Origin of the sequence: Rickettsia hoogstraalii, assembly GCF_000825685.1 — a bacterium.
GTDB classification, from domain to species: Bacteria; Pseudomonadota; Alphaproteobacteria; order Rickettsiales; family Rickettsiaceae; genus Rickettsia; species Rickettsia hoogstraalii.
The window spans coordinates 1,133,105-1,158,686 of sequence record NZ_CCXM01000001.1; the positions used below are offsets into that span (position 1 = coordinate 1,133,105).

Below are 25,582 nucleotides of genomic sequence, written 5' to 3' on the forward strand. Positions count from 1 at the left end.
GGATTATGGTGAGCTATATCGGTTCTAAGAGTTACGTAAAACCCGTGATTACTAAAATAGGTAATCTAGGCAATGGTGTTACAATAGGAATATCTGCATTACTGCATAATCCAAAATATAAACCGGTTGAATAAAATGAGCTTTGTTATCAATATCAATAGTAATATCAAGCATCTAGAGCATTATATGGACAGCTTAGAAAAGAAGCAATTACCGTTTGGTACAAACCTTGCTTTAAACAAAATAGCGTTGCTATCCCAAGAGCGTATTTGCAAAGTCATTCTACGCATATTTAATAACAGCAAAAACTGGTGGGATAGAAGACAAAGAACAGGTATTAAAGTAGAGTTTGCTGATAAATATAAACGTAGTTCTGCGGTTTATACTAAAGCCCATTTTGCAAATATTCAAGAGGAAGGCGGCACAAAAAGACCTTATTCCGGTAAAATGATAGCCGTACCGACCGCTAACGTACCACGTAAGTCAAGAGGCTCTAATGCTTTACGTAAAGAGGAAAGCAATAAGAATATCTTTAAGCTCGGTAACTCTATATATAAACGGCTACCGGGTAGCAGGTTGCAGCGTCTATACAGTCTAACACCTAAGGCTAATATTAAAGCACGCTTCGGCTTTAAAGATATGGTACTCAACACCCTTTAACAAACACTGGGATCGTGTATTCACAGAGAGTTTTAACCATGCACTAGACACGGCTTAAAGCAAAAGGTACTTCCTGCCTTTTTGGGCGGCGGGTAACGCCCACCCCACACCTCCCCTAGCGATAGAATAATTTTTTGCACTTCACTTCAATTTTAGCACATAAAATACCTTATAAGCCTGTAAATAAAAGAGTTACAAGGTTTTATCAAAACAACAAAAATAATAAAATATACTAAAAATGAAAAAATATACAGTCGCAGAACTTGCTGAATTATTTAATTTAACTGAGCGTAGAATTTATCAATTAACAGAAGAGAAGATTATTCCAAAAGCTTCAAGAAATAGGTATGAGCTTAAAGAAACATTACAAGCCTATATTAAGTATTTACAAGATTTAGCAACAAACCGTAGTTCCAGTAGTGAGCAAAAAGCTTTAAAGATAAGGTTACTAGCAGCTCAGGCAGAAAAAGCTGAGTTAGAGCTGGAAGTACTAAAAGATAAATATATGGAAGTATCGGAAGTAGAATTTGAGTGGAGCAATTTACTAGTAGCTTTTCGGTCAAAAATGCTGGCATTACCAACTAAATTAGTCAGGTTACTTGCTGAAGCAGGAGGTAATTTTGCAAAGATTGAGAGGATATTAGAAACAGAGATACATGAGGCATTACTAGAACTTAGCAAATATGAGCCGGAAGAATCAAATAACGAAAGCAATAGGCAGCAAATTAGCACCACCACCAAAATTGATGGTATCACAGTGGGCAGATCGATACCGCAAATTATCGAGTGAAGCAAGCTCTGAGCCTGGGAGCTGGAGTACCGATAAAGCTCCTTACCAACGTGCTATTATGGACGCTGTAAGTGATCCGCAAATAGAGATGATCGTTGTAATGTCATCGGCACAAGTAGGTAAGACTGAGATAATTAACAATATCGTCGGCTATCATATTCACCAAGATCCCGCACCTATGCTAGTGGTACAACCTACCGAGAAGCTAGCGGAAAGCTGGTCAACTGATCGTTTAAGCCCAATGCTACGAGATAGTGAGGTGTTTAAGAATCTAGTAAAAGACCCAAGAAGTAGAGACTCAGGAAACAAAATATTATATAAGAAATTTCCAGGCGGTCATATTATATGGTAGGCAGTAACTCGCCCTCATCCTTAGCAAGCCGTCCTGTTCGCATCGTTTTATGTGATGAAGTTGATAGATACCCTGCTAGTAGCGGAGCTGAGGGTGATCCGGTTAATTTAGCTAAAAAAAGAGCAACTACTTTCTGGAATCGTAAAATTGTTCTAACATCCACTCCCACCATTAAAGATTTAAGCCGAATCGAGCAAGCCTACTTACAGAGCGACCAAAGACGTTATTATGTTCCGTGTAAACATTGCGGTGAGTATCAAATACTTAAATGGTGTCAAATCAAATGGCAGGATGGAAAGCCGGAAGAAGCACATTACATTTGTGAGGTAAATAACTGTATTTTGCAAGATACTAATAAAGGGTGGGTGCTGAAAAATGGTGAGTGGCGAGTAGAGGGAATAAAAGGCAATGTGGCAGGCTTTCATTTAAGCGAGCTTTATTCACCTTGGACCCGCTGGGGTAAGATAGCACAGGAATTTTTGAAAGCTAAGCTAATGCCTGAAACCTTAAAGACTTGGGTTAATACTACCCTTGGTGAGGCTTGGGAAGAAGCAGGCGAGACTGTTGACGAAACTAACTTGCTTAATAGGAAAGAGAATTGGGGCGATTTAATTCCAAAAGAAATAGTAATCATTACTGCCGGCGTAGATGTGCAAAGTGATCGTTTAGAGATGGAAATAGTCGGCTTTGGCATAGCTGAGGAAAGTTGGTCACTTGATTATCGAGTAATATATGGCGATCCTGCTCAAAATGAGGTTTGGGATGATTTAGATAATATTTTAGAACAAAATTTTACGAATAATATCGGCATAAAACTTCGCATTGCTTGTGTTTGTATTGATTCAGGCGGTCATCATACGCAATCGGTGTATAGCTATTGCAAAAAAAGACAAATGCGTTGAGTATTTGCCGTTAAAGGTTCATCTATTACCGGTAAAGCTTTAGTAAGTCGTCCGACTATCGCTAATAAAATGCGAGTTAAATTATTTTCTATCGGCACTGATACGGCAAAGGAAATGATTTATAGCCGTCTTAAAATTACAGAGCTAGGAGCGGGTTACTGTCATTTTCCAGTAAAATATGACGAGCAGTATTTTAAACAACTAACAGCCGAAAAATGCGTAACTCGTTATCATAAAGGCTTTCCTGTTAGAAAGTGGGAAAAACCTAGCGGTAAACGTAACGAGGCACTCGATTGCCGAGTTTATGCTACTGCTGCACTTCACATACTAAATCCTGATTTGGAAACTTATAACAAATAAAATGCTAGCTATTAAGCCGCAAGTCAAAGAAGAGGAAGAAACAGAATTAGTTAGCTATATTCCTATTGGAAAAACTACATCAAGCGGCTTTGTTAGCAATTGGTAAATAATGACAATATCAAATATTGAACCTAAAAGCTTTACTGCTGGTGAAACTGTCGAGTGGCGTAAAGAACTCTATACCTATCCATCTAAAGACGGATGGCAGCTAGTTTATAGTTTTTGCAGTACCGATAATAAATTTGAAGTTACGGCAATTAGCGAAAATAATCATTATGTTATTCGTTTAAGTTGTGAGCAAACTAGTAAATACTTCCCTACTACTTATTGGTGGCAATCAAGAGTTAGTAAAGAAGATACACAATATATTATTGAAAGCGGCGAGCTAACAATAAAACCGAATTTAGCTTTACTTGATTCTTACGATGGTCGCAGTCATGTTAAGCGTGTTCTTGATGCACTACAAGCTACCATTCTTGGTAAAGCTAGTAAGGACCAGCTTTCTTACTCGATCAGCGGGCGAAGTTTATCACGTCTAAGCCCTTCTGAATTACTCAAATGGCGTGATGTCTACAAGGCAGAATATGCAAGAGTTTTACAAGAAGAACAGCTTAGCAAAGGGATAAACTCTAATCTGATAAAAGTTAAATTTACCTCTCTTTAAATAAATGAAACTCCCAAATATTTTAAGTCTCTTCAAATGCAAAGAGCAGAAGCGTGGGTATGAAGCTGCCGCAATAAATAGGCTAACTTCCGACTGGATAACAAGCGGATTATCTGCTGACGCTCAGCTTTACAGAAGTTTAAGGTTACTCCGTAACAGGTCTAGGGAGTTATGTATCAATAATGATTATGCTTGCAGATTCTTAAAACGTACTTCTACAAATGTTATAGGCAGCAGCGGAATTAAGCTGCAGGTAAGAGCAACTGATAATAACGGTAATTTCTTAAACAACCTAAATAACCAAATAATGGAAAAGTTTGAAAAATGGAGCAGCAAAGGTAATGTTACGGCTTGCGGTAAATTATCATGGATAGATTGCCAAAGACTATTTTTAGAGAGTATGGCAAGAGACGGGGAAGTAATATTGCGGTTACTGAAAGGTTTTGATAATGAATTTAGTTTTACTCTGCAATTTATCGAAGCCGATCATTTAGACGAAGAATTGAATAAACCACTTGCGGGCGGCAATTATATAAGGATGGGTATTGAGTTTAATAAGTGGAATAAACCTGTTGCTTATCATTTGTTGCAACGTCATCCGGGCGAAGTTTTTAACAATCAAACTATAAGAGATAAATATTTAAGAATTCCAGCGGGTGAAATTATCCATGCTTTTATTATAGATAGATCGTCTCAAAGTCGAGGCGTACCTTGGATGCATTCGGCAATGTTACGTCTTCGGATGCTTGCCGGGTATGAAGAAGCGGAACTTGTTGCCGCAAGAGTCGGAGCTTTCAAAATGGGTTTCTTTGTTTCACCTGATGGTAGCGGTTATTTAGGCAGCGAAGACTCTAGAGGTAATAAATTAATGGAAGCAGAACCGGGGACTTTTGAGCAATTACCGGCTGGAATGGATGTAAGGCTATTTGATCCTAACCATCCCACTTCTAGTTTTGCAGATTTTGAAAAATCAATACTCAGGGGCATTGCTAGCGGTCTTGATATTTCCTATGCAACCCTTGCTAATGATCTTGAAAACGTTAATTTTTCCTCAATTAGACACGGTAGTTTAGAAGACCGTGATAGCTGGCGTGGCTTGCAAAACTTCATGATCGAACATTTTTGTAATCCTGTTTTTGAGAACTGGCTACTCATGGCAATTACTACTAACAAAGTCCCTATACAAATAAGTGAATTTGACAAATTTAATAAACCAATTTGGCGACCTCGTGGTTGGGCTTGGGTTGATCCGCTTAAAGATAATCATGCTAACCAAATTGCATTAGAGCAGAAAACTAAAAGCCGCAGTCAAATAATAGCCGAGCAAGGATTAGATATTGAAGAATTATTTAAACAGTTAGTTTTTGAAGAGGAACTAGCTAAAAAATATGGATTAAATCTAGAAACACCAAACAAAGAACAAACTACTCAATCACAGGAGGGAAATAATGACTAATACAAAATTACAATTAGAAAGAAATAATATTAATTCACCGGGCATAATAGAACAACGTTACGCTATTTTATCGATGATTGGCATGGAAGAAGCAAAAAGTCGTCGGTTTTGGATTACTTTTTCAAGTGAAGAGCCGGCAGAGAGGTTTTTTGGCTTAGAAATACTTGACCATAAACACGGAAGCGTCTTGCTTGATTGGCTAAGCTCCGGTAATGCACCGCTACTTCTTGATCATGACCATACTAAACAAATCGGTGTAATTGAAGCAGCAGAGCTAACCGGTGACGGCAAAGCTAGGGCAAAGGTAAGGTTTAGCAGAAGTACGCTTGCTGAAAGTATTTACCAAGACGTGCTTGACGGTATCCGCAGTAATATCTCTGTCGGGTATCGTTATTTATCGTCTGACATAGTTTTAGAGAAAGAAGCCAAAGGCAATAAACCACCGGTGTTTAGAATAAAGAGATGGGAGCCGCTTGAAATATCGGTTGTATCAATTCCCGCTGATCCTACTGTTGGAATCGGCAGAAGTAAAGAAAAACAAGAACCAAAAAAAGTAAGTGATTATAAATATGGAGTAAGAAGTAATATGGAAAATGAGCAAATAATTAATGAAAATACCAATTTTGTTAACGATATAAGAACAATAAACACTGTTAATACGGAGCAAATTACTAAAGATATCAGACAAACCGAAACTAATAGAATTAACGAGATTCTTGCTTTAGGCGATAAGCATAATATGCAAGCTGTTGCGATAGAGTTTATTAAGGATGGTAAAAGTTTAGATAATTTTCGACAAAAGATTTTAGAACATCTAGGGAATCAGCAAACAATAGAAACTATCTCACCTGATCAATCTTTAATAGGTATGAACGATAAAGAAGCAAGAAGCTTTTCGATAGTTAAAGCCATTAAGGCAGCAGTCGCCGGTAACTGGCGAGGGGCAGAGCTTGAGCGTGAAGCATCAAGTGAAGTATCTAAGCGTATTGGCAGAGAACCGGCAAGCTTTTTTATTCCTGCTGATGTAATGCTAGAGCAAAATAATTATGAAAGAAAAGATTTACAAAAACTAGTTAACACTGCCGGTGGTTATTTAGTTTCTACTGACTATTTAAGCGGTAATTTCATTGAGTTACTACGTAATAAAATGTTAGTACGACAAATGGGAGCTAAGGTGATGAGTGGATTACACGGCGATATAGCAATCCCAAAGCAAACAGGAGGTGCTACTGCCTTTTGGGTGGCTGAGGGTGAATCACCGCAGAAATCACAGCAAACATTCGGACAAGTTACATTATCGCCGAAAAGCATTGCTGCCTATACGGATTTTAGCCGCAAGCTGATATTACAAGCAAGTCCTGATATTGAACAGTTAGTGCGAGAAGACTTAGCAACCACCATCGCACTTGAAATAGATAGAGCTGCGATACTTGGAAGTGGTAAAGGTGCTGAGCCGTTAGGCATCTTAAACCATAAAATAAGTAAAGTTAATATTGCTGATGATGAGCAGATTGATTTCGGTAAAATAGTAGATTTAGAAAGTAGTATAGCCTCTAAAAATGCTGATATCGGTAGCCTTGGTTATTTATGTAATGCTGCGTTGCGTGGTCACTTAAAACAAACTGAGAAAGCAGATGGTACAGCACAATTTATTTGGGAAAGCTATAGTAAAGAGTCAGGGTTCGGCTATTTAAACGGCTATAAAGTCGGTACAACTAACCAAATGCCGGCTGATACTTTATTATTCAGTAATTTTGCTGATTTAATCATCGGTCAATGGGGAGTGCTTGATGTGTTGGTTGATCCATACGCCTTAGGTACTAGCGGCGGCATAAGAATAAGACTTATGCAAGATATCGACATTGCCATCAGACACCCTGAATCCTTTGCGGTTGCTAAGAAGTAACTAACTTGCTATTTTTGCTACTTCCATAATACGAATACGATTTTTAATATGAGGCCATTCGTTACGCTGTGCAAGCTCTAAATCATAGTGAGATTGTAGGTTGATCCATAACTGAGCTGAAGTTTGGAAATATTTACCTAGTCGCAATGCCATATCAGCCGTGATTGATCTTCTGCCGTGTACTATAGCATGGATGCGACTAGGCGGCACATCAATATCACGAGCTAACCTGTTTTGACTTATATTTAAAGGCTTCATGAATTCTTCTTCTAGCACCTCACCGGGTGTTACAAGATCAAGTAATTTAGTCATAAATAATCTCCTTTAGTGATAATCAACAATTTCTACATTATGAGCATTTCCGTCATGCCAAGTAAAACATATACGCCACTGATCGTTAATACGAATACTATGTTGATCTGCTCTATCTCCTTTTAATGACTCAAGTTTATTACCGGGCGGAGAGCGTAAATCATTAATATTACTAGCTGAATTTAACAACTTAAGTTTCCTTTGTGCTGAACGAATAATTGAGTGAAAACGTTTTGCAGATTGGTTGTAAAACAACTTTTCGGTATCAGAACAAGCAAAGGATGCAATCATATTGTAATGACTTTAGTATTGTTTTAATAGTATTAACAAAAACATAATACATCAAATTTTATGTCATTTCAAGAAGATTTAAAAGAGTTTTTAGATATAGAACAAGGATTCGCTATAACTGCAACCTTGCATCTTGCTTCAGGCGAGAAATATATGATTACCGGTATTATGAGCGAAGAATATCTAGAAATAGATAACGGAACAGCCGGAGTTTATGGCAGTAAGCCGATATTTGAGTGCAGCGAAGATGATATTTTAGAAGTAGAATACGGCGATTTGCTTCTAGTACATAATAAAGAATATCGAATTGTTGGAATAAAAGTGGATGGCACAGGGGTTGCTAGCTTAGTACTTGAGAGAGAACATTAAGCAATGCACGCAAGAACTAGAATAAGGCAAACTTTTGTAGAGCTATTACAGGGTAAAACTTTAGTAGGTACTAAGGTTTATGACAGTAGGCTTTATACTATGGAGTTTACTTCTCTACCGGGCATTATTGTTTTTTCACTTAATGAAGAGGTAGCAACAAGCACGATAAGCCCGCCACATAGCCAAAAAATAGTTGTAGAATGTTATGCTAAAGCTGCTAAAGACGTAAATGTTACAGTTAATAATATCGCTCTTGAGGTTGAGAAACTTGTTACAAATAGTTTTGTCTTAAAAAAGCTTTGTAAAGACTGCCGCTTACAATCTACCGACACTAGCCTTAACTATGACGGTAATCAGCCTGTAGCGGTAGTCTAACATTCTCTGTACATTACAGAACAAAAGAAAATAACCCAACAATCATTATTTAAGAGGAAAATATGTCAACGCATGCAGGATCGGAAGGGATCGTTAAAATAGGCGATAAACAAATTATGGAAGTTAAGTCATGGTCGCTTGAGGAGGTTTGCGACACGGTAGATGCAAGTATCATAGGTACTCAGTGGCGAAAGAATCAAGCAACTATTAAGAGCTGGTCAGGTTCTATTGATGCTTTTTGGAACACCGAAGATAATGAGGGGCAAGGCAAATTGGTTATCGGTAACACTGTAGAGTTAAGACTCTATCCTGAGGGAGATGAGAGAGGCAAATATTTCAGCGGCACTGCTATTGTTACCGGTATTTCGAGGCAAGCATCATTTGACGGAATAGTTGAAAGCTCTTTTACTTTCCAAGGAAATGGCGAATTAAAACAAAATATTAAGGCAGAGGATTAATATGCAGGATAAAATTATAGACCGGGTTAAAGCACATTTTGACGCTAAGGAAATTAAAATAATTGAAGTACCTGAATGGGGTGATGGCGAGCATCCTTTATATATTTATTCCTCGCCTCTAACCTTAGCTCAAAAGAATCGTTTATATAAAATGGCTAAAGAGGATGATTTAGGCTTAATGGTTGAAGCTTTAATTATGAAAGCTAAATACAAGGAGGGAAACTGTTTATTTACTAGAGCTGATAAACCGGAATTAATGCGTAGCTGTGATCCTGATGTATTAATCCGAATTAGCACAAGTATAATGGAGTGAGAATGATCTTGAGACTGCCGAAAAAAACTAATTGCAGAGCCAATGTTATTCAATCAATTTGCACTTGCAGAACATTTGCATAAGACAGTTCACGAGATTGAGCAAATTACAATAGATGAATGGCATTACTGGCTTGCATATTTTAAGATTAAAAAAGAAAAACAGAAAAAAATGAATTAATACGAAATAATTATTTGTAATCGATTTGTATAGATGCTATTCGTCTATAATTATAATAAAAATAAATAGTATATGAAAAAATTAATTAATAATATTACTTTCAAAATAATTTTTATATATTGTTACTTTTGTAGTTCTTTTATTTTAGCTGATAATATAAATGATATTAAAGGTTACAAAGTAAATTTCGATTATACAAAACCATCAAACAGAGCGTGAAATAGTTTATAAATACTTAATTGATCGTTATGGAAATGATGAACCAATACTCGAAAAAAATCAAATAGGTATAGATTTATATGATATAAATAATGATGGTAAAAAAGAAATTTTAATATATATAAAAAATTCAGGACTTTGCAGGAGTGCAGGTTGTCTTTTTGAAATTTTACAGTTATATCCTAAGAATCATAAATTAAAAAAAGTTGAACGAATTTTTAGTATGAATATATATGATGGTATTAAAGTACAAAACAATATTACTTTAGGGTCTCATGACTTATTATTAGACATAAAATTTGATAGATATACAATATGGAGATGGAATGGAGAAATATACAAGTTAACCAAAAAGTTAAGTAAAGTAAGTAAAGAAGAATCTTCTAAATCATTTTTCAAAGATATTTAATAAGCTTACTTATCAAAAGTTTTTTATGATTTATATAAATGATTAATATTTAAATAATTTTAGTTTCTTTCAATTCACACTTAATACTAAAAATTAGTACTACTAAGGAAATTAGAGTAATTTTTTGAGGGATTGATAAAACTAGAGAAGCGTTTGGCAGAGCGTTAAGAGAAGATAGATTTGAAAATTTAACAGTTGTATAGCTAATACTAATAGTTGTATTTATTGAGCATACTAATTATAATTACTTAATTAATAATATGATATTATTTAGACTACAATATGAAAAATAAAATAATTAATTTATATAATAATGAAATTGCTATTTTCTTAGCTCTTAGTTCTTTTATTACTTTAATAATGTGGGTTGCTGCAAAAAATTTTATAGAACCAACTGTAATGTTTACTTTTAAATATGTAGCACATAATATATCAACAGATGAGAATGTTAAACGAATGATAAAAATATTGGGATCTAGGTGAACCAGTTAATACACAAATGATTGCATTTTTTGTTGTTATACAAAGTTTCATATTAATTCAAACTTATATATACACTATTACAGTTATATCTGCTTATATTGCTTTTACAATAACAAGCTCAAACATAGTTTTAAGAAAATTTAAGTTGAAACATGATATTGGCTTTATCAATAAGTTAAAACTGGTTTCAGTTTGGGTATTTTTATATGGTTGGATAAATTTTCTACTTTACATTTTGGGGTTACCGGATTTTTGGTATACTAAATTAGCTATTTTATCACAAATAATAGTATTTTTCTTTTTGATATATAATAATTGCTTTGGTTTTCAACTACAAAAACGTACTAAACCTATCAAATATTAATTACACTATCAAAGCCGCAATCAAATTACCGCCGATATGGCAAGGAAAATTTCCCGAAGCAAACGTAATTTATAATATTATAAACTTGACAAGATATTAGTACGAATTGTACAATATAGTTATAATTAACAATATAGGTTAATATGAGTAGTATTACTACAGCAAGTGCTAGAGAACATTTTGCAGAAATAATAAATCGTAGCAGCTATGGTAAAGAAAGAATAGTTTTAAGTCGTAGAGGTAAAGACCTTGCTGCTATAATTCCTATGGAAGACTTAAAACTAATAGAAATGATTGAAAATAAATTAGATTTACAAGAAGCTAAAGAAGCTATTAAAGAATCAAAGCTAAAAGGAACTATTTCTTTAGAAGAATTTAAAAAAGAAATATTGTAAATATGCAATCTGAATATAAAATTGAGCTTGCTCCAAATGCTCAAAGGCAGCTTAAAAAACTATCTAAACAACTACAACTTACTATAATCCAAAAACTCGAAGATTTAAAAATTACACCTTTACCTGTAGGGATAAAAAAACTATCCGGTATAAATAATTTATATCGTTTAAGAATAGGAAATTATCGAGTAATTTATCAAGTAGAACATAAAATATTATTAATTTTAGTACTAAAAATAGGCGATCGCAAAGAAGTTTACGATAATCTCAAAGCTTTATCTAATAAGCCATCTTAAATAATTCTTTCTTACATATGATTTCTTTTGCCTAGGTACAATTCCGCCTGAAATATCATACGGCTCTAAAGGCGGTCCTGAATTTTCTACGGATATTGTAGCTACCTTTAGCGGTCATGAGCAGTGTAACATTATACTTACAAAAGAAGCAAGAGCTAAATATGACATTAGTAGCGACATAAAAACCGAAGCTCAATGGCAGCAATTAATAGCTTTTTTCAGAAGCAAAGGAGGTAAAGCAATAGGTTTTCGTTACAAAGACTGGTCAGATTATAAGGCTATTAATCAGCTAATCGGCAAAAGTAACGGAACACAGCAAGAATTTCAGCTAGTTAAACACTATTTTAGCGGTGATTATAATTATACTCGCATTATTAATAAACCGGTCAATAATGATTTCTGTAAAATCTATATTGATAACATCCCCTTAGAAAATTTTGATTTTGTACCACGAAGTGATGAAGAAATAAGAGCCGATTTTGAGTTTGATGTGCCGGTTCGTTTTGATACTGACCACTTAGACTTGTCAATGGATAGTTTTGCCATAGGCTCATGGGGTAACATTCCTTTGGTTGAGATTCGTATATAATGTACCCAATTGTCATTGCGAGCGACTGCAAGGAGCGTGGCAATCTCAGGAGATTTTGATAAGATTGCTACGTCGCTACCTTAGGACAACAAAATGATTGGTTTACATATGGTTACGTTCTATGGCTAAGCGGCAGAAATATAGGTTTAAAGATGGAAGTAAAAAGTTTCAGCAATAGATTAGTCACTTTAGTTTTACCGATGCCTTTTGTGATTAATACAGGCGATGAGTTTACTATAATTGCCGGTTGCGATAAAGCTAGCCGCACTTGCATAGAGAAGTTTAATAACATTATCAATTTTCGTGATGAGCCTGACGTACCAGGGATTGATAGATTAAACTCTTCATGAGCTAATAGTTCATTTTAATCTAGACTAATGATATATTTTATATAATAATTTTACCACTTTTAGGCTCTGTGAACAAAACTTAAATTAATGGTAAAGATTATGAAAAATTCAAAAGATGATACCTATTATTTAGAAGTAGGAAAAAAAGGAGAAGAGCGTCTTAATATACTAAATCAATCAATGAATGAGTCAAGCTGTAATTTTTTATTAAAAATGGGTTTGAAGTCGGGAATGAAAGTTCTAGAGCTAGGATGCGGTACAGGGCAAATGGCTATTTTTCTAGCACAGCAAGTTATGCCTTTAGGCACAGTTATTGCAATAGATAACAGTGTGCAACAAATAGAAATAGCTCAAAAGTCCGCTCAAGAAGCAGGAGTAAATAATATAGAATTCCATGTAATTTCTGCAAATGATATTAATTCTTTAGGTTTAAATAATACAATTGATCTAGTTTTTGCTAGATTTTTATTTGCTCACTTAATTGAGCGTCAATCCGTACTAAATACCGTTAAAAACGTTCTCAAATTAGAAACGGGAGTTATTGTTCTACAAGAGCCTATATCCAGCCAAAAATTTTGTTATCCTGAAAGCCCAGCTTTAAACCAACTAACTGCTTTATCGGTTAAAGTTAGTAAGTATTTTAAGAAAGACATTAATTTAGGCATGAAGTTAATAGAACTTTATCATAACACAGGATTAAAAGTTTTAGATTATGAATACCATGATCCTTTATCAAAAACGAAAGATGAAAAACTACAATTTTATCGGGCTCTTGTGGAAGCAGAACCAACGGTTTTAAAACATAATTTAGCTATTGAAGAAGAAATTAGTAATATAAAAAAAGGTCTTATAGATCTTGCAGAAGATGACAATGTTATGGTAAGCGGTATACCTAACGTAATTATCGGTGGTATGAATATAGAACCAATAGGCGAACAAAATACACCGGCTACATACTTAGAGTAATAAAAATGTTTGGCTTAGGTACAGTACTGCCTGTAGTCGGCGGAGCTTTCGGGCTTATGCTTGGGGGCTTTGGCGGCGGCATTAAAGGTGCGGTACTTGGGAATGCTATCGATAGTTTATTTTTATTTAAACAGATATATTAATTATACCAATTCCAAGCAAATTATTGACTTTATAATTAACATTATATAATTTTTTTCATTATATATACTTATTTATAATTAGGTAAAACACTTAAAAGTTTTTTCATAAAAGTAATTTTTAATGTCTAATTCTAACAACAAATTAGATAAAAACTTTGACAAAGCCTTATTATGTCTTGAGGAAGAAAAGTATGAAACGACGATAAAGTATTTTGATAAAGTTTTAAATCAAGCCCCATCTTTAAGCTCAGCTTATAGTAATAAAGCTTTTGCTTTAAAGTAACTTGATAGAATTGAAGAAGCTTTAGAAGTTTTAGATACAGCTATAAAAATCAATCCTAAAATATCAGGTTATTATGATAATAGAGGTATAGTTTTAAGTATTTTAGGTCGCTATGAGGAAGCAATAAAGAGTTATGATCAAGCCTTAAAGCTTGACCCGCTGGATGTTCTAACTTTTAATAATAAAGGATGGACTCTTAATAGTTTGGGGAAATATAGAAAAGCACTTAGTGTTTTAGATAAAGCTATTGAACTTGATCCTACTGACATTAAAGCTTACGCTAATAAAGCAATATCTTTAGAAAAATTGGGTAAATTTGATGAAATAGTCCAGATGTATAATAAAACTTTGGAAATAAATCCCAATTATCCTGAACTATATTTTGATAGAGCTAAGGCTTTAATTGATATAGGTGAAAAAGAAAAAGCACTTATTGATATTAATAAAGCAATTGAAATTAATCCAAATGAGATTGAATTTTATCATAAAAAAGGCTGGATATTATCAGAGCTTTATAAATATGATGAGGCAATAGAATGTTGTAATAAAATTATTGAAATTGATTCTCTAGAACCTTACGGTTATTTTAATAAAGGATCAATGTTACGCCTCAATAAAAAATATGAGGAAGCAATTGAAGCTTTCAATATGGCTATTAATCTTATGCCAACTGAAGCTGAATTATATTATTTGAAAGGAAAATGTTTATATAAATTAGAAAAATACGAAGAAGCACTTGCAGCTTTTAACATAGCCATTAAATGTACTTTAACTAATTCTGAATTATATTATTTAAAAGGTCGATGTTTATATGAATTAAAAAGATATAAAGAAGCAGTTAAAGAGTTTAATAAAGCTATTAAGCTTGAACCTGATATTTTAGCTTATCACTATAAAGGTCAGGCACTATATAGATTAAAAGAATATCAAAAGGCAATTGAAGCCTATAACCATGCTCTTAGTTACCCTCAATATGATAATTATACTTATTATTTTAAAGCCTTCAGCTTGGGAAAATTAGAACGATATGAAGAAGCAATTGAAGTTTTTAATGAAGCATTGAAAATTAATTCTAAGGATGAAAGAACTCTTTATGCTAAGGGGCAGGTTTTGAACGAATTAATGAGATATGAACAGGCTATTAGAGCTTTTGACAAAGCAATAAGAATTGATCCAAAAAATAGGAATGCTATCTATGCTAAAGGTGAGGCTTTAGCAAAATTAATGAGATATGAAGAGGCTATCAAAGCTTTCGATAAAACAATAAGAATTGATCCAAATTATTGGAAACCTTATTACGCTAAAGGCTGGGTATATAATAGACTCGCTAAATATAAAAATGCTATAAATTATTTCAATAAAGTTATTGGATTAGGTAAAGCCAATCCAGATACCTATTATGAAATTGCTCTAGCTTCTTACAATCTTAAAAGGTACAAAACAGCAATAATAAATTATGATAAGGCAATAGAACTTGGAATTGAAGCACTAGACCTAAAAGTTTCTACCTACTCTACTAAAGGGGATTGCTTATATAATATTAAAAACTACGAAGCTGCATTAGAATCATACAATAAAGTAATTGAGCTTGAGCCGGCTAATTATGTTCATTATTATGACAAGGCTTATACATTAAATAATTTAAAAAGATATGAAGAAGCATTAGAGAATTATGATAAAGTAATTTTATTAAACCCTTCATATTCGTCAGCTTATATTAACAAAGCTGATATTTTTTGTAAATTAAAGGAGTATCCTAAAGCTATAGATTGTTCTAATCAAGCTTTAGCAATATACCGATGACGATGCAGCATATTATAATAAGGGCTTAGCTCTAATTAAATTGCAGCAGTATGAAGAAGGAATAGAAAATTTGGATAAATCCATAAAACTAGAGTATGCATATTATTATAACGCTATAGCTTTAAATAAACTTAAAAAGCCTGATTTAGCTGTAGAATATATCAATAAAGCTATAGAACTTGCACCTAAAAATAAAGTTTATCAAAAACTATATAAGGAGTTATTAAATTCAGCTAGGCGTTCCTAGTTGTTTCAATTTCTATATTTTCCACTTTTCTTAAAATCCGACTCTCATAAAGATTACCAACTATCTAGTGTGGTTGGGAGAAGCAGCGGTACTAATTTTTTCCATTCCTTTTTAGCACTTTCTAAAAAGGTATTAATATTTACCGGTATTTCTTTATCATTTTTACGTTCCTCTATGATTTTGCTTAGCTCATATCATCAATCATTTCTATCATAACTTCATATAAATCAGCAGAAACACAATAAAAAACCGGTTGATTTCTAAGGTAAATATGCTAATGATGTAGAAATTATTCCTAATTCAAGTTAATTCACTATATAATGCATAATATTCAATTTAGAATTACAATTCTTCTATAGCATATTTAATAATAATTTATTTTTTTATTTTGTATTGTGATAACGGAAATAAGTGAAAGAACTATACTTATTATAAAGAAAATACCTAAAATTAAAGGAGAATTATATTGTTCTAATAAATAAGAAGCTATAACCGGAATAAAGCTTGCTACGGAATAAAGCACTATTATAAATTAATGCTATAGCAGTGTAACGCATTTTAGTAGCAAATAAGCGTGATAATATAGGCATATAGCTGGTAAAGAAGAGAGAAATAAATAATTGATATATTATAAAAAATATTTGTAATGACCAAAAAGTTCCCTTATTAAGTAAAGCAAATGATACAAATAAAAATATGCTAAAAAGTATTAAAGAACATAATAAAATTTTTAGCTTTGAAACATAATCTGACAACCAACCAAAAATAATGGTAAATATAAAAGAGGCGATCATACTAATTGTCATACTACTATAAATATCAACTAATTCATAATTAAAGTATTTATTGAGATAAACAGGAAAATATAAATTTATAATAACTAGGTTAGCATGAAAAAATACTAGCCCTAATCCTATAGCTATATTAACTAAGTTTTGTGATAGTAATAATTTCAATGGTATTAATAAATTAGTGTCAGTTTGTTCTCTATTCTTTTCTTGTAAAAATTCAGGAGTTTCACTAATATTCTTACGAATATAGTAGGAAATTATAGCTAACATCCCCCCGCATATAAAAGGTATTCGCCATGCCCATTCAATAATTTCTTGATAACTATAGAGTTTATTTAACGTAGCTACCATAGCTGTAGCCATAAGTGCACCTATACTAATACTTGATAACATTACACTACATAAATTTACCTAATTTACCGGTAGGAGCATACTCGCTAATAATGGTAGTAGCCCAGGTAACTCAGCTCCTAAGGATATACCTTGACATAGACGGCATACTAATAATCCAATAGGGGCAATAATTCCTATTTGATTATAGGTAGGTAGTAAGCCTATTCCCATTGTTGAAAAACCCATTGTTAGCATAACCACAACAAATGTTTTTTTTCGCCCATAAGTATCTGCTATCATTCCTATAATAGTTCCTCCAAACGGTCTGATCAAATAACCTACCGCAAAAACTATAAAAGTTTGAATCATACTGCTTATACTATCATTTACAGAGAAGAAAATATCTGATAAATATTTAGCCATCATGCCATATATAACAAAATCGTAATATTCAAGACCTGACCCTAATGAAGTAAATAAAGCTACTTTTAAAGGGATATTACTATTTACATTCTTTGCGTTTAACATTTTATTCACTCTTTATTTTTTATTTAATTTAGTTTTTTATCAGGATTTTATTATCTCCATAAATCTCTTGAAAAAAGTAATTATTATCATTTATTAAAACGTTCTATTATTTTCTCTAACTCCCTATACACTAATAAATCCTTTAAATCAATCTCAACTCATTTATTCATACTTTTAGTTAAATTTCTATTGCTTTCTTAAAGCTTCTTACTATGATTTGTCTATAGCTCATTTTTAACAAAATATTAAAATTTATAGAATTTAATAAGGGTATAGTCATGTTTGAAAAGTTAATAGAAGCAATAAAAGCAGAAAACACGGCAGAAGCACAGAAATTAATTGCCCAAATGGATACAAACGAATTAAGCAAAGTTAATAATGATGGGGATACAACTTTAAGCTTGGCTGTTTTGTATCGTTTAGAAAAAGTTTGTGAGTTGCTGATTCCTAGAATGTCCGAGCAGGCTATTAATCATATTGATAATCAATGGCAACACAGCTTTAAGTATAGCTAAGAATAAAGGCTTTAAAAATGTATATGACTTATTGCATAAAATAGATGGTTTTCAAAAGTTGGCTGAAGGAATAAATGATAAAGTAGCTACTAATATTGCAATAAATACTAAAGATAAAGCTATAATAAAAGACACTATAGAGAATATAGTAAACAACATTAAAGTCCTTAATAATATAACCGATATAGACAAAATAACTGCTAGTATACAAGAGCTTATAGTTGATAAATCTACAAAATTTAAAATTATAACTATAGAAAACCAGCTTAACGAAATAATTGATAATCAAAATATAACCGACAATATTAGTGTGCTAGGTGATAGTACCTTTTGATAAGTTAGCAAAAGGACAGAGGCAACTTGCCTCCACCCTTTGGGTTTTTGGGCTGCTTGAATACGAGTTTGTTGTGTAAAAAATACTGGTTGGAATGAGGCTAATATTTGACTAATTAAGGGTAGGGGATAAGACATAACAAGGCTTAAGCGTAGCCTGAATCAAGGCTAATCTGTACTCGTTTAAGGTTCGCAATACGTACGATACGGGGAGCCATTCCTCGACTTTTGACAAATTCGTAAATCTATCGAACGGCGAATGCAGTATAAAGTCAAGCTTTTTGCCTGTTAATTTAATTGTCGAAAACACAGTTTTTATTAGGCGTCTTTTTCCTTGGGCATTCGACAAATTAAAATCTTTATTATGCTCTGCTATCTCTAACATTACTTTGCTTTGGTGTTTTTTTCGTGATGTTTCCTTCGTCAAATAGAACGTACAGTATTTTAGAGAAAGAGGATTTATTAAATATATAATTATTACAATCAACAATTATAGTTATTGACTTATTTTAATTACTTCTATAGATTACTTCTCTCAGGTGATAATTAAGCTCTATCATTCATATATAAGTTAATTTAAAAGAGTTAAAATATGGAAAATAAAGAAGAAATTTTAACCTCTGAATCTTATATTGATGAAGAGGAAGAAAAGAGATTAAAAGCTGAAAACGCAAGGAAAGAGCTTAAATTAATATTATAACTTTTGCTATTATTCTTACTAGTTTTTTAACTTTTACTTATTTCTTTTTAAATTACGTAGAAGAAAAAGCAGCAGAGTATAAATTACAGCAGGAACAAGAAGCTAAAGCAACTAATAAAACAGAATGAAGTTGCTTAAATACAATGTAACCAAAAGTTATTAATACATTTAAAGTTAAAAAGCTATTTGTTATTGCAATTTTTTAATTTTTACTATAATTGTAATCAACTATTATTAACAAAAATAAGAAAATAACTTTTATGGAAGATTTAAGCTCTTGGAAAGAAAAGTTTGAAGTTTGTGTTTACTCTAAAAAACTATTAGATAAAGTCGAATATTTAAACACTAAAGTAAAAAATCCTGTTGATATAGAGGAAGTTAAAAAAGGTATCTACTACGCTCGTAAATATCATGGGTTACAAATGCGTAAATCAGGCGAACCTTATTACTCTCATCCGATTGAAGTAGCGATTATGTTTGCTGAATTTGTAGCCGAAGAAGCCCCTAAACTTTATAACGCTATTATGCTGCAAGCTGCTCTACTTCACGATACTATAGAAGATACAGAACTTACTGAAGAAATGATCACCGCAATTTGTGGACCGGAAGTGGCAAAGCACGTAGAGGGATTAACGCGAATCAAACCTTATGGTAAAATTACTGCTAAAGAAAGTTTAAATCTATTAATTCAGCAAAAAAGATATAATACGGCACTTATAAAATTATTTGATCGAATACATAACGTGCAAACTCTAGGAGCTAAATCTCTTGAAAAAGCACAAAAAATTATAGAAGGAACTATAACGGATTTTTTAGTTGTTGCTGCCCGCTTGGAAATACACAGTATAGAAGAAAAATTATTCAATATATGTAATGAATTTATTAATGGCAACAAAACTAAAACTATTATTAAATTTGATGCTCACTGTTCTTTTCTAAATTCTCAAAGTGACGCAGCCCGAAATGGTAGCCTATTGTTGCCAGTACCATAATTATTAATATCCCCCAGTAATCAAAACGCTCAGTCAAGTAAGCAAGACCAAATGAAGTTATTACGAACATGAACGCACGGGACATAGCATATATATGACGCTAGTATGCATAAAACGTTTAAATACCGGAAAATGTTTATAAAAAACTGCTTTAGCAGGGGCAGCCGCAGGAGCAAACATAAGAAAATATAATTAATTAACATTATGTAAAAGGGCGTTAGATTCTGCATTATAACAGGGAAAAAACAAAGGAATATCACAAGAAATATAAAAGGTAGCTCTTAATATCTTTAGAGGATAAATTTTATAACTTAAATAGGCTAGTAGTATAGCTGATAGAAGATCGCCGATTGCAATATAAAAGTTATGATTAATAACTTCAGCAGGACTATATCCAAAATCTTCGGTTAAAATATTTCCGCAATAAAAATAACCAAAGTAATTCCACACAGGATAGGCACATGTAATTAAAAAATAAGATAATAAAGTTTTTAATTTTGTTTTTTCATTTACAATATCATTATTCTCAATTTGTTTAGGATCTAAGCCGGTTTTTTCTATAGCCAATTTTATTCGTCTTTTAGCATCAACAAAATCAGGTGTTTCTTTTAATGTTGTTCGTGCCATAGTACCGGTAATGGCTACAAATGCTCCAAATAAAAAAGCATAACGCCAATTAAGATTCGTTGAAGTTACAAGGGTTGCAACAGCAAGAGCTGCCATTGTCCCTAATGCAGTAGAAACCATAAACGATGTTACCGCAGGATATTGCAGGGGTGGTTTGACCGTTTCTGTTAAATAAAGTTCAGCACCGGTAACTTCCGTAGTAGATGAAATTCCTTGAATGGCACGGAAAAGTGTAACTAAAACTGTAGCAGTAAAACCTATTTCATCATAAGAAGGAAGAATAGCCATACCTATACAAGTACAAGCCATTAACATAGTAGTGATAATAATTGTTGGTTTACGCCCTATAGTATCACCTATCCAACCAAAAAGAAGAGAATCGAAAGGGCTAAAAACAAAAGTTGAACAATATGCAAAAGCTGTAAGCATTTTTACTGAATAAGTATTATCCGGGGAGAAAAATATTTTATTCAAAAGCACCGACATATGCACGTAGAGCATAAGATCAAAATATTCAAGAAATGTACCGATGGATAATAAACCTACAGCTTCTTTTTGTTCCCTTGTTAAGCTTCTTTGTTCCTTTTCATAGCCACGCATAAATTCTTTAATAAAAGTTAAATTGTAAAGAAACCTATACTGTTTTATATAAAAGTCAATAGGAATTTTCGCTTTACACGATAAATAAGGAAATGAAGTGCAACTTAATACTGTATTGTGCGGCGTTCAAGGTGTTATTCCTGTAGAGGTATTGTTGCGTGGATCAGTTTTTTAGTTGTCATCCCGCGACTTGACCACGGGATGACAGAGGTGAAATTAATTCACGCAATTATGATTTGCGTGGATAGGTTTATCCGTCATTGCGAGCGACTGTAAGGAGTGTGGCAATCTCATGAAATAATAACAAACTCCCTGAGATTGCTTTGTCAAAACTTACAGTTTTTCCTCGCAATGACGATTAGGTATCTACATAATAAGTTAGGGTTAACATATTTCGCAGCCCTCTTTTTCTTGAGGATGTTGCCCCATAGGTTTAACAAATTGCTTTGGTTGCTCCGGTGGGACATAGGTATTAGTTATTGTAGTTGTAGTTTTATTATGATAAGGATCATAATAATTAGCTTGCTTCGGAGCAGGAGGCGGAACAAAAGTTTCAGCTATTTCTGCTTCTGACTTTGTAACATTAATATTACTGTTATAAGCATTTAATCCGATAGAGTTTTTTATAAGCTCATTTTTTAAGAAAATTTGACTAGCTGCTAACTCTTGAGTAGTTATTTCTTTGTCTAAATCTCTTTTATATGTATTTATATGATTTGCCCAAATAGTTGCTTCTTTTTCAACATCATAATTATTATTTTGTAGTTGTGCTAGAGCTTGCATACAAGATTGATTTCCAAGCTTACTACCGATAACTAAAAACAATTTTTCATTATAAGGGTTTTTACTCCCTCCCAATCCTTCTCTGTTGATGTAAGCAAGACCGGCACAAGCTTCAATCTTACCAAAAAGAAGAGCATTTGTTAACTTGCTTTTACTGTACAATTTGCTATAGCAAGAGGCGTTAAATCTCCTTGTTGAGCTTTTGATATAGTTACATTGTTCATATTTTGTAAAGCATATTTGTAATAATTGTTAGCTGTATACAAATCTTTTTTATCATCATCAAGGTAACGATTAGCATCTGATTTTGACATATAGTTAATCTATTAAAGTTGTTATTATCTAGTATGACTTTCATTCTTTTTATTTTGTTGATTAATTCTGTTTAAATGTTGATTAACCACTGTTTCTTTATTATTTTTTGCAGGTATAGGAGTTTGTTTTTGTAATCCGGTTCTAAGCCCTTGTCTTACACTTTTTTTCTCTTCTTCAGGTATAGAATTAATACCGTATTTTTCTTTTAATTCCACAATTTTATCACCAAAGCTATTAGTAATTTTTTTAAGTATATTTTCTTGTTGAGTTTGAGCTTGAATTGGTATCTCTTCTTTTGTAATGGGCGGTGATATTGGCGGAATTTCTATGGGAGATTTTGTCGGTATTTCTTCAGGAGTTTTTACAGCTATTTCAGGTTGGTTTTCTTTACCTAAAAATTTATTACGTAATTCACTATCTTTAATTTCACCTGTTTCAGCTGCTTTTGTTTGATTAAGGAGCAAAGTTGAGAAATCATCAAATGCTGAATTATATTTTTCAGGATTTTTTTCCTTATGTTTTTCTATTTCTTCTCTGATTTTTTTTCTAACTCTATTTCTTCTTTTTTTATTTTTCCCAACTCCTCAACTTTCTTATCAATATCATCTTTCATCTTTTTAGCATCTTCCATTTTTGGGTAGATGGCTGCTAATTTAACATCTGTCTGTTGTGTTTTATTATCAAGTACGGCTAATTTGTGCTGTCCTTGTTCTAATTCTTTACCGACAAGTTTTTCGTTAGCTTTGCGTTGTTCTTCTGCCTGTTTAGCAGACTCAGCCCGTTGCTTTTGTAGCCTTTCTTCTTCGGCTTTTAGTTCTTGATAATGTTGTGTGTATTGCTGCTGACGTTTCTTAAGGGCTTGTTCTTTTTCCCTCTCTTCTCTCATCTGTTCTTCCGTCTTAACGGCAGACTTCAAGCTTTCTGGATCAATTTCTTCACCATTTCTCAGGGCATTTAAAATACCTTGTAAATTTTCATTATATTTTTTCTTCTTCTCTATCAGCTCATCGGTATCTTGCATGAATTTATCATGACTCACTTTAAAATTCTCATGTTTTTCATGCAATTCTTGTTCACGTACAATTTCCGGATCGTGTTGTTGCTGTGGTGCTTCTAAATTCTCGGCAGCTATTTTAGAAGAGATATTCTGCTCGGCAGTTTCTTCTTTTTTGCTAATTGCAGCTTGTACGCCTTTAATTTGTTCTAGTAGGTCAGGATATTAGTACTTGCTGCTAAACCTGCTGCAGCACTTGCTAAACGTGCAAGTTCGGCAGGGTTTGCAGTAGCGGTAAGTTGAGCCTTAATTGCTCTAAGCTCATTTTTAACCTGAGCATCATCCTTATTATTCTGTATATCCTCTTTATCGTCTGCCATTGGAATAATTTTTAATAGTGTTTTAAAACCTATTAATTATTCTAGAATCTTTGATCTATTGGCTCAAAATATATCAACTGTTAAGAATATTATTAAGTTGTTAAGTTAAAGGTTAATATTATTTAAACAAACAGTCAAACAATTAACTATTTTTTTCTATTTGTTCTAAACCTTATTGTAAAAATACAATCTTTCAATCTAGGCTACCGGACAGTTTTTAAAAATATTATGTTTTTGCACAAGGCTTAAAGCTCTATATGTCATTCCCGCGAGGCATTGTTGCGTAGACCGGTAAAATCCACTGTGTCACCCCGTGGCTTGACCACGGGGTCTATAAAAACAATAAAAAATACTAATAATTTTAGTATTTTAAACTGGATCCCGTGGTCAAGCCACGGGATGACAGAGGTGAAATTGATCCACGCAACAACGCCTTCCCGCTAAAGCGGGAATTCAGAAAAAAGCGAAATAAATTGAGCTTTTAAGATTAAAAATTCAATATATTTATACCTTTTTATTACTGGATCCCCGCTTTCGCGGGGATGACATCGAGGACTTTATAATTTAATTTTCCTTCACAGAACCTAATATTTTATAGACGGGAAATATAGTAATTTGCCTTTCTCTTCTATTTCTTCTTTACCGTATAAGGGATTTAATTCCGGAGGTAAAATTTTAACAAGCTCTTTAGCTTCTTCTATATCCCCAAGGCTTGCATAGCTAAAAGCTTTTGCTGCGAGTATTATTCCTCTGTTTCTCTCTGATATTTGACCTGCTCCGTGCTTTAAAACGTAATTACAGCAATACATTGCTTCTTTATATTTTCCTATTAAATTTAGCAATACGGCTTTTTATGTCTATATAAATTTAGTTTTTCATATTCAATTTTAAATTCTAAAGCCTCATTTATAGAAGCAAGTGCTTCATAGTATTTGTTCTGATCACTTAGATGTATTGCTCTTATAAAAAGATAGCATATTTGTAATTCTTTATTTTTTATACCTAATCTTTGGATTCTTCTAAAAAATCTTTCTGATTCTTCAATCTTTTTTTCATTTAGTAAACTTAAAGCTTTATCTAATAACATCTCTACGTTATTTATATTTCTAGGCAGCTGGTTATTTGCAAAGCCTAATTCTTTTAAACATCTTAATTTAAAATTAATAGCACTAGGAAATTCAGGGTTTAAAGTTAAGACTTGATTTAACTTAATAAGTGCCTTTTGATATTTTTTTCTATGAAATAAACATATTCCTGCAAGTGTAAATAAAGTTTCTTTTGTGTAATTATCATTTATTTTATTAAATATTTTATCTCTTAATATTCCGGTAGCTTTTTCAAATTGTTGTTTTTCAATAAGTTTGTTAATGATAATTAATAAAGTTGCTCCTTTAATATAAATATAATCAGGATTATCAGGATTTAATTTTATTGCTTTATTATAAGCTTTAATCGCTTCTTCGTTTTCATTTAATAATCCTAAAGCTATGCCTTTATTAAAGTAGAATAAAGCATCGTCACGTTTTAGCTTTATTGCTTTATTAAATGACTCTAATGCTTTTTCCGGTTCCATATATATTTGAGATTTACCCAACAAATACCAGTATTCACTATTATGTGATTCTTTATCAACTTGCATAATAACCTAAATATTAAAGACTTTTTAAAGCCTATAATCTGCTTAATTTTTATAAACTTATAGTTTCATTTTATTAACTTATTACTAGCTATTCAATAATCGCTAACTAAAAAATTA

General features: G+C 32.6%; 32 protein-coding genes and 6 pseudogenes. 27 read left to right on the forward strand and 11 right to left on the reverse strand.

The window, feature by feature from the left end; translation table 11 throughout:
• Window positions 1-5: 5 nt before the first annotated feature.
• From BN1174_RS12345 to BN1174_RS05885, 7 genes and pseudogenes are all read left to right on the forward strand, one after another.
• A complete protein-coding gene (locus BN1174_RS12345; RefSeq protein ID WP_269379022.1) occupies window positions 6-134 on the forward strand; it encodes a hypothetical protein in 129 nt (42 codons plus the stop codon).
• Window position 135: 1 nt separating this feature from the next.
• A complete protein-coding gene (locus BN1174_RS05860) occupies window positions 136-660 on the forward strand; it encodes a hypothetical protein (RefSeq protein ID WP_156138511.1) in 525 nt (174 codons plus the stop codon).
• Between the two features lie 238 nt (window positions 661-898).
• Window positions 899-1,450, forward strand: a complete 552-nt coding sequence (locus BN1174_RS05865; RefSeq protein WP_040257279.1) for a MerR family transcriptional regulator — start codon at window positions 899-901, stop codon at window positions 1,448-1,450.
• Window positions 1,451-1,508: 58 nt separating this feature from the next.
• Window positions 1,509-3,064 (forward strand): annotated as a pseudogene (locus tag BN1174_RS11840) (phage terminase large subunit family protein).
• 109 nt (window positions 3,065-3,173) lie between these two features.
• Window positions 3,174-3,728 (forward strand): hypothetical protein, encoded by a 555-nt coding sequence (locus BN1174_RS07940; protein ID WP_052454746.1) that lies wholly within the window; start codon window positions 3,174-3,176, stop codon window positions 3,726-3,728.
• Between the two features lie 4 nt (window positions 3,729-3,732).
• A complete protein-coding gene (locus BN1174_RS05880; protein WP_052454747.1) occupies window positions 3,733-5,184 on the forward strand; it encodes a phage portal protein in 1,452 nt (483 codons plus the stop codon).
• Window positions 5,177-7,090, forward strand: coding sequence for a phage major capsid protein (locus tag BN1174_RS05885; RefSeq protein WP_040257281.1), 1,914 nt, complete (start codon window positions 5,177-5,179; stop codon window positions 7,088-7,090). The genes BN1174_RS05880 and BN1174_RS05885 overlap by 8 nt, the downstream gene beginning before the upstream one ends.
• Here BN1174_RS05885 and BN1174_RS05890 read toward each other — a convergent pair whose 3' ends face one another.
• A complete protein-coding gene (locus BN1174_RS05890) occupies window positions 7,091-7,402 on the reverse strand; it encodes a HigA family addiction module antitoxin (RefSeq protein ID WP_040257283.1) in 312 nt (103 codons plus the stop codon).
• A 12-nt stretch (window positions 7,403-7,414) separates the two neighbouring features.
• Entirely contained in the window at window positions 7,415-7,693 is a 279-nt protein-coding gene (locus tag BN1174_RS05895) for a type II toxin-antitoxin system RelE/ParE family toxin (protein WP_040257285.1), read from the reverse strand.
• A 60-nt stretch (window positions 7,694-7,753) separates the two neighbouring features.
• Between BN1174_RS05895 and BN1174_RS05900 the strand changes: the two genes are divergently transcribed.
• The 15 genes and pseudogenes from BN1174_RS05900 (at window position 7,754) to BN1174_RS05960 (ending at window position 15,935) form a co-directional block, all read left to right on the forward strand.
• Entirely contained in the window at window positions 7,754-8,062 is a 309-nt protein-coding gene (locus BN1174_RS05900) for a head-tail joining protein (RefSeq protein WP_040257287.1), read from the forward strand.
• 3 nt (window positions 8,063-8,065) lie between these two features.
• A complete protein-coding gene (locus tag BN1174_RS05905) occupies window positions 8,066-8,437 on the forward strand; it encodes a hypothetical protein (RefSeq protein WP_040257289.1) in 372 nt (123 codons plus the stop codon).
• A gap of 62 nt (window positions 8,438-8,499) precedes the next feature.
• Window positions 8,500-8,895 carry a phage tail tube protein gene (locus tag BN1174_RS05910; RefSeq protein WP_040257291.1) on the forward strand — a complete coding sequence of 132 codons (396 nt, stop codon included), beginning with the start codon at window positions 8,500-8,502 and terminating at the stop codon, window positions 8,893-8,895.
• 1 nt (window position 8,896) lies between these two features.
• Window positions 8,897-9,208 carry a hypothetical protein gene (locus tag BN1174_RS05915; RefSeq protein ID WP_040257293.1) on the forward strand — a complete coding sequence of 104 codons (312 nt, stop codon included), beginning with the start codon at window positions 8,897-8,899 and terminating at the stop codon, window positions 9,206-9,208.
• 42 nt (window positions 9,209-9,250) lie between these two features.
• Window positions 9,251-9,388, forward strand: coding sequence for a hypothetical protein (locus BN1174_RS10140; protein WP_156138514.1), 138 nt, complete (start codon window positions 9,251-9,253; stop codon window positions 9,386-9,388).
• 1,618 nt (window positions 9,389-11,006) lie between these two features.
• Window positions 11,007-11,258 (forward strand): type II toxin-antitoxin system Phd/YefM family antitoxin, encoded by a 252-nt coding sequence (locus tag BN1174_RS05935; protein ID WP_040257302.1) that lies wholly within the window; start codon window positions 11,007-11,009, stop codon window positions 11,256-11,258.
• Window positions 11,259-11,260: 2 nt separating this feature from the next.
• Window positions 11,261-11,554, forward strand: a complete 294-nt coding sequence (locus BN1174_RS05940; protein WP_040257304.1) for a type II toxin-antitoxin system RelE family toxin — start codon at window positions 11,261-11,263, stop codon at window positions 11,552-11,554.
• Window positions 11,555-11,606: 52 nt separating this feature from the next.
• The gene (locus BN1174_RS09055) at window positions 11,607-12,143 is read left to right on the forward strand and encodes a DUF2460 domain-containing protein (RefSeq protein ID WP_269379107.1); all 537 of its coding nucleotides are present in this window, start codon (window positions 11,607-11,609) and stop codon (window positions 12,141-12,143) included.
• Between the two features lie 107 nt (window positions 12,144-12,250).
• A pseudogene (locus BN1174_RS05945) lies at window positions 12,251-12,493 on the forward strand (phage BR0599 family protein); the annotation flags it as partial.
• Window positions 12,494-12,592: 99 nt separating this feature from the next.
• Window positions 12,593-13,459, forward strand: coding sequence for a class I SAM-dependent methyltransferase (locus tag BN1174_RS05950; RefSeq protein WP_040257308.1), 867 nt, complete (start codon window positions 12,593-12,595; stop codon window positions 13,457-13,459).
• A 5-nt stretch (window positions 13,460-13,464) separates the two neighbouring features.
• Entirely contained in the window at window positions 13,465-13,602 is a 138-nt protein-coding gene (locus tag BN1174_RS10145) for a hypothetical protein (RefSeq protein WP_156138515.1), read from the forward strand.
• A gap of 121 nt (window positions 13,603-13,723) precedes the next feature.
• Window positions 13,724-13,885 (forward strand): hypothetical protein, encoded by a 162-nt coding sequence (locus tag BN1174_RS10150; protein ID WP_156138516.1) that lies wholly within the window; start codon window positions 13,724-13,726, stop codon window positions 13,883-13,885.
• A 60-nt stretch (window positions 13,886-13,945) separates the two neighbouring features.
• A complete protein-coding gene (locus BN1174_RS05955) occupies window positions 13,946-15,688 on the forward strand; it encodes a tetratricopeptide repeat protein (protein ID WP_408005894.1) in 1,743 nt (580 codons plus the stop codon).
• 19 nt (window positions 15,689-15,707) lie between these two features.
• A pseudogene (locus BN1174_RS12350) lies at window positions 15,708-15,770 on the forward strand (hypothetical protein); the annotation flags it as partial.
• Window positions 15,759-15,935 carry a hypothetical protein gene (locus tag BN1174_RS05960; protein ID WP_269379109.1) on the forward strand — a complete coding sequence of 59 codons (177 nt, stop codon included), beginning with the start codon at window positions 15,759-15,761 and terminating at the stop codon, window positions 15,933-15,935. The pseudogene BN1174_RS12350 and the gene BN1174_RS05960, both read left to right, overlap by 12 nt.
• 461 nt (window positions 15,936-16,396) lie before the next feature.
• Here BN1174_RS05960 and BN1174_RS05965 read toward each other — a convergent pair.
• Window positions 16,397-17,587 (reverse strand): annotated as a pseudogene (locus tag BN1174_RS05965) (MFS transporter).
• A gap of 278 nt (window positions 17,588-17,865) precedes the next feature.
• Here BN1174_RS05965 and BN1174_RS10155 point away from each other — a divergent pair.
• The 4 genes and pseudogenes from BN1174_RS10155 to BN1174_RS05995 all read left to right on the forward strand — a co-directional run bounded on the left by BN1174_RS10155 (window position 17,866) and on the right by BN1174_RS05995 (window position 20,127).
• Window positions 17,866-18,102, forward strand: coding sequence for an ankyrin repeat domain-containing protein (locus BN1174_RS10155; RefSeq protein WP_156138517.1), 237 nt, complete (start codon window positions 17,866-17,868; stop codon window positions 18,100-18,102).
• The gene (locus BN1174_RS05980; protein ID WP_040257315.1) at window positions 18,065-18,436 is read left to right on the forward strand and encodes a hypothetical protein; all 372 of its coding nucleotides are present in this window, start codon (window positions 18,065-18,067) and stop codon (window positions 18,434-18,436) included. The genes BN1174_RS10155 and BN1174_RS05980 overlap by 38 nt, the downstream gene beginning before the upstream one ends.
• A 591-nt stretch (window positions 18,437-19,027) precedes the next feature.
• Window positions 19,028-19,263: pseudogene (locus tag BN1174_RS05990) on the forward strand (RP671a family tick cell line-upregulated protein).
• A gap of 132 nt (window positions 19,264-19,395) precedes the next feature.
• Window positions 19,396-20,127 (forward strand): HD domain-containing protein, encoded by a 732-nt coding sequence (locus BN1174_RS05995; protein ID WP_040257317.1) that lies wholly within the window; start codon window positions 19,396-19,398, stop codon window positions 20,125-20,127.
• Window positions 20,128-20,319: 192 nt separating this feature from the next.
• Here the strand turns inward: BN1174_RS05995 and BN1174_RS06000 are convergent, their stop codons facing one another.
• The 6 genes from BN1174_RS06000 to BN1174_RS11850 form a co-directional block, all read right to left on the reverse strand.
• Window positions 20,320-21,354 (reverse strand): MFS transporter, encoded by a 1,035-nt coding sequence (locus BN1174_RS06000; protein WP_231555813.1) that lies wholly within the window; start codon window positions 21,352-21,354, stop codon window positions 20,320-20,322.
• Between the two features lie 384 nt (window positions 21,355-21,738).
• Window positions 21,739-22,299 (reverse strand): hypothetical protein, encoded by a 561-nt coding sequence (locus BN1174_RS06005; RefSeq protein ID WP_040257318.1) that lies wholly within the window; start codon window positions 22,297-22,299, stop codon window positions 21,739-21,741.
• The gene (locus BN1174_RS10160) at window positions 22,278-22,451 is read right to left on the reverse strand and encodes a hypothetical protein (protein WP_156138519.1); all 174 of its coding nucleotides are present in this window, start codon (window positions 22,449-22,451) and stop codon (window positions 22,278-22,280) included. Before BN1174_RS10160 ends, BN1174_RS06005 begins: the two co-directional genes overlap by 22 nt.
• Before the next feature lie 24 nt (window positions 22,452-22,475).
• The gene (locus BN1174_RS06010) at window positions 22,476-22,916 is read right to left on the reverse strand and encodes a hypothetical protein (RefSeq protein WP_040257320.1); all 441 of its coding nucleotides are present in this window, start codon (window positions 22,914-22,916) and stop codon (window positions 22,476-22,478) included.
• A gap of 59 nt (window positions 22,917-22,975) precedes the next feature.
• Complete coding sequence (locus tag BN1174_RS11845; RefSeq protein WP_052454748.1) at window positions 22,976-23,518, reverse strand: hypothetical protein; 543 nt, start codon at window positions 23,516-23,518, stop codon at window positions 22,976-22,978.
• Window positions 23,519-23,655: 137 nt separating this feature from the next.
• The gene (locus BN1174_RS11850) at window positions 23,656-23,826 is read right to left on the reverse strand and encodes a hypothetical protein (RefSeq protein ID WP_231555814.1); all 171 of its coding nucleotides are present in this window, start codon (window positions 23,824-23,826) and stop codon (window positions 23,656-23,658) included.
• 270 nt (window positions 23,827-24,096) lie between these two features.
• Here BN1174_RS11850 and BN1174_RS13165 point away from each other — a divergent pair.
• Window positions 24,097-24,261: pseudogene (locus BN1174_RS13165) on the forward strand (tRNA lysidine(34) synthetase TilS); the annotation flags it as partial.
• Window positions 24,262-24,410: 149 nt separating this feature from the next.
• Here the strand turns inward: BN1174_RS13165 and BN1174_RS06020 are convergent.
• Both BN1174_RS06020 and BN1174_RS06025 read right to left on the reverse strand, forming a co-directional pair.
• The gene (locus BN1174_RS06020; RefSeq protein ID WP_040257322.1) at window positions 24,411-24,668 is read right to left on the reverse strand and encodes a hypothetical protein; all 258 of its coding nucleotides are present in this window, start codon (window positions 24,666-24,668) and stop codon (window positions 24,411-24,413) included.
• Window positions 24,662-25,465, reverse strand: coding sequence for a tetratricopeptide repeat protein (locus BN1174_RS06025; protein WP_040257324.1), 804 nt, complete (start codon window positions 25,463-25,465; stop codon window positions 24,662-24,664). The genes BN1174_RS06020 and BN1174_RS06025 overlap by 7 nt, the downstream gene beginning before the upstream one ends.
• Window positions 25,466-25,582 lie beyond the last annotated feature (117 nt).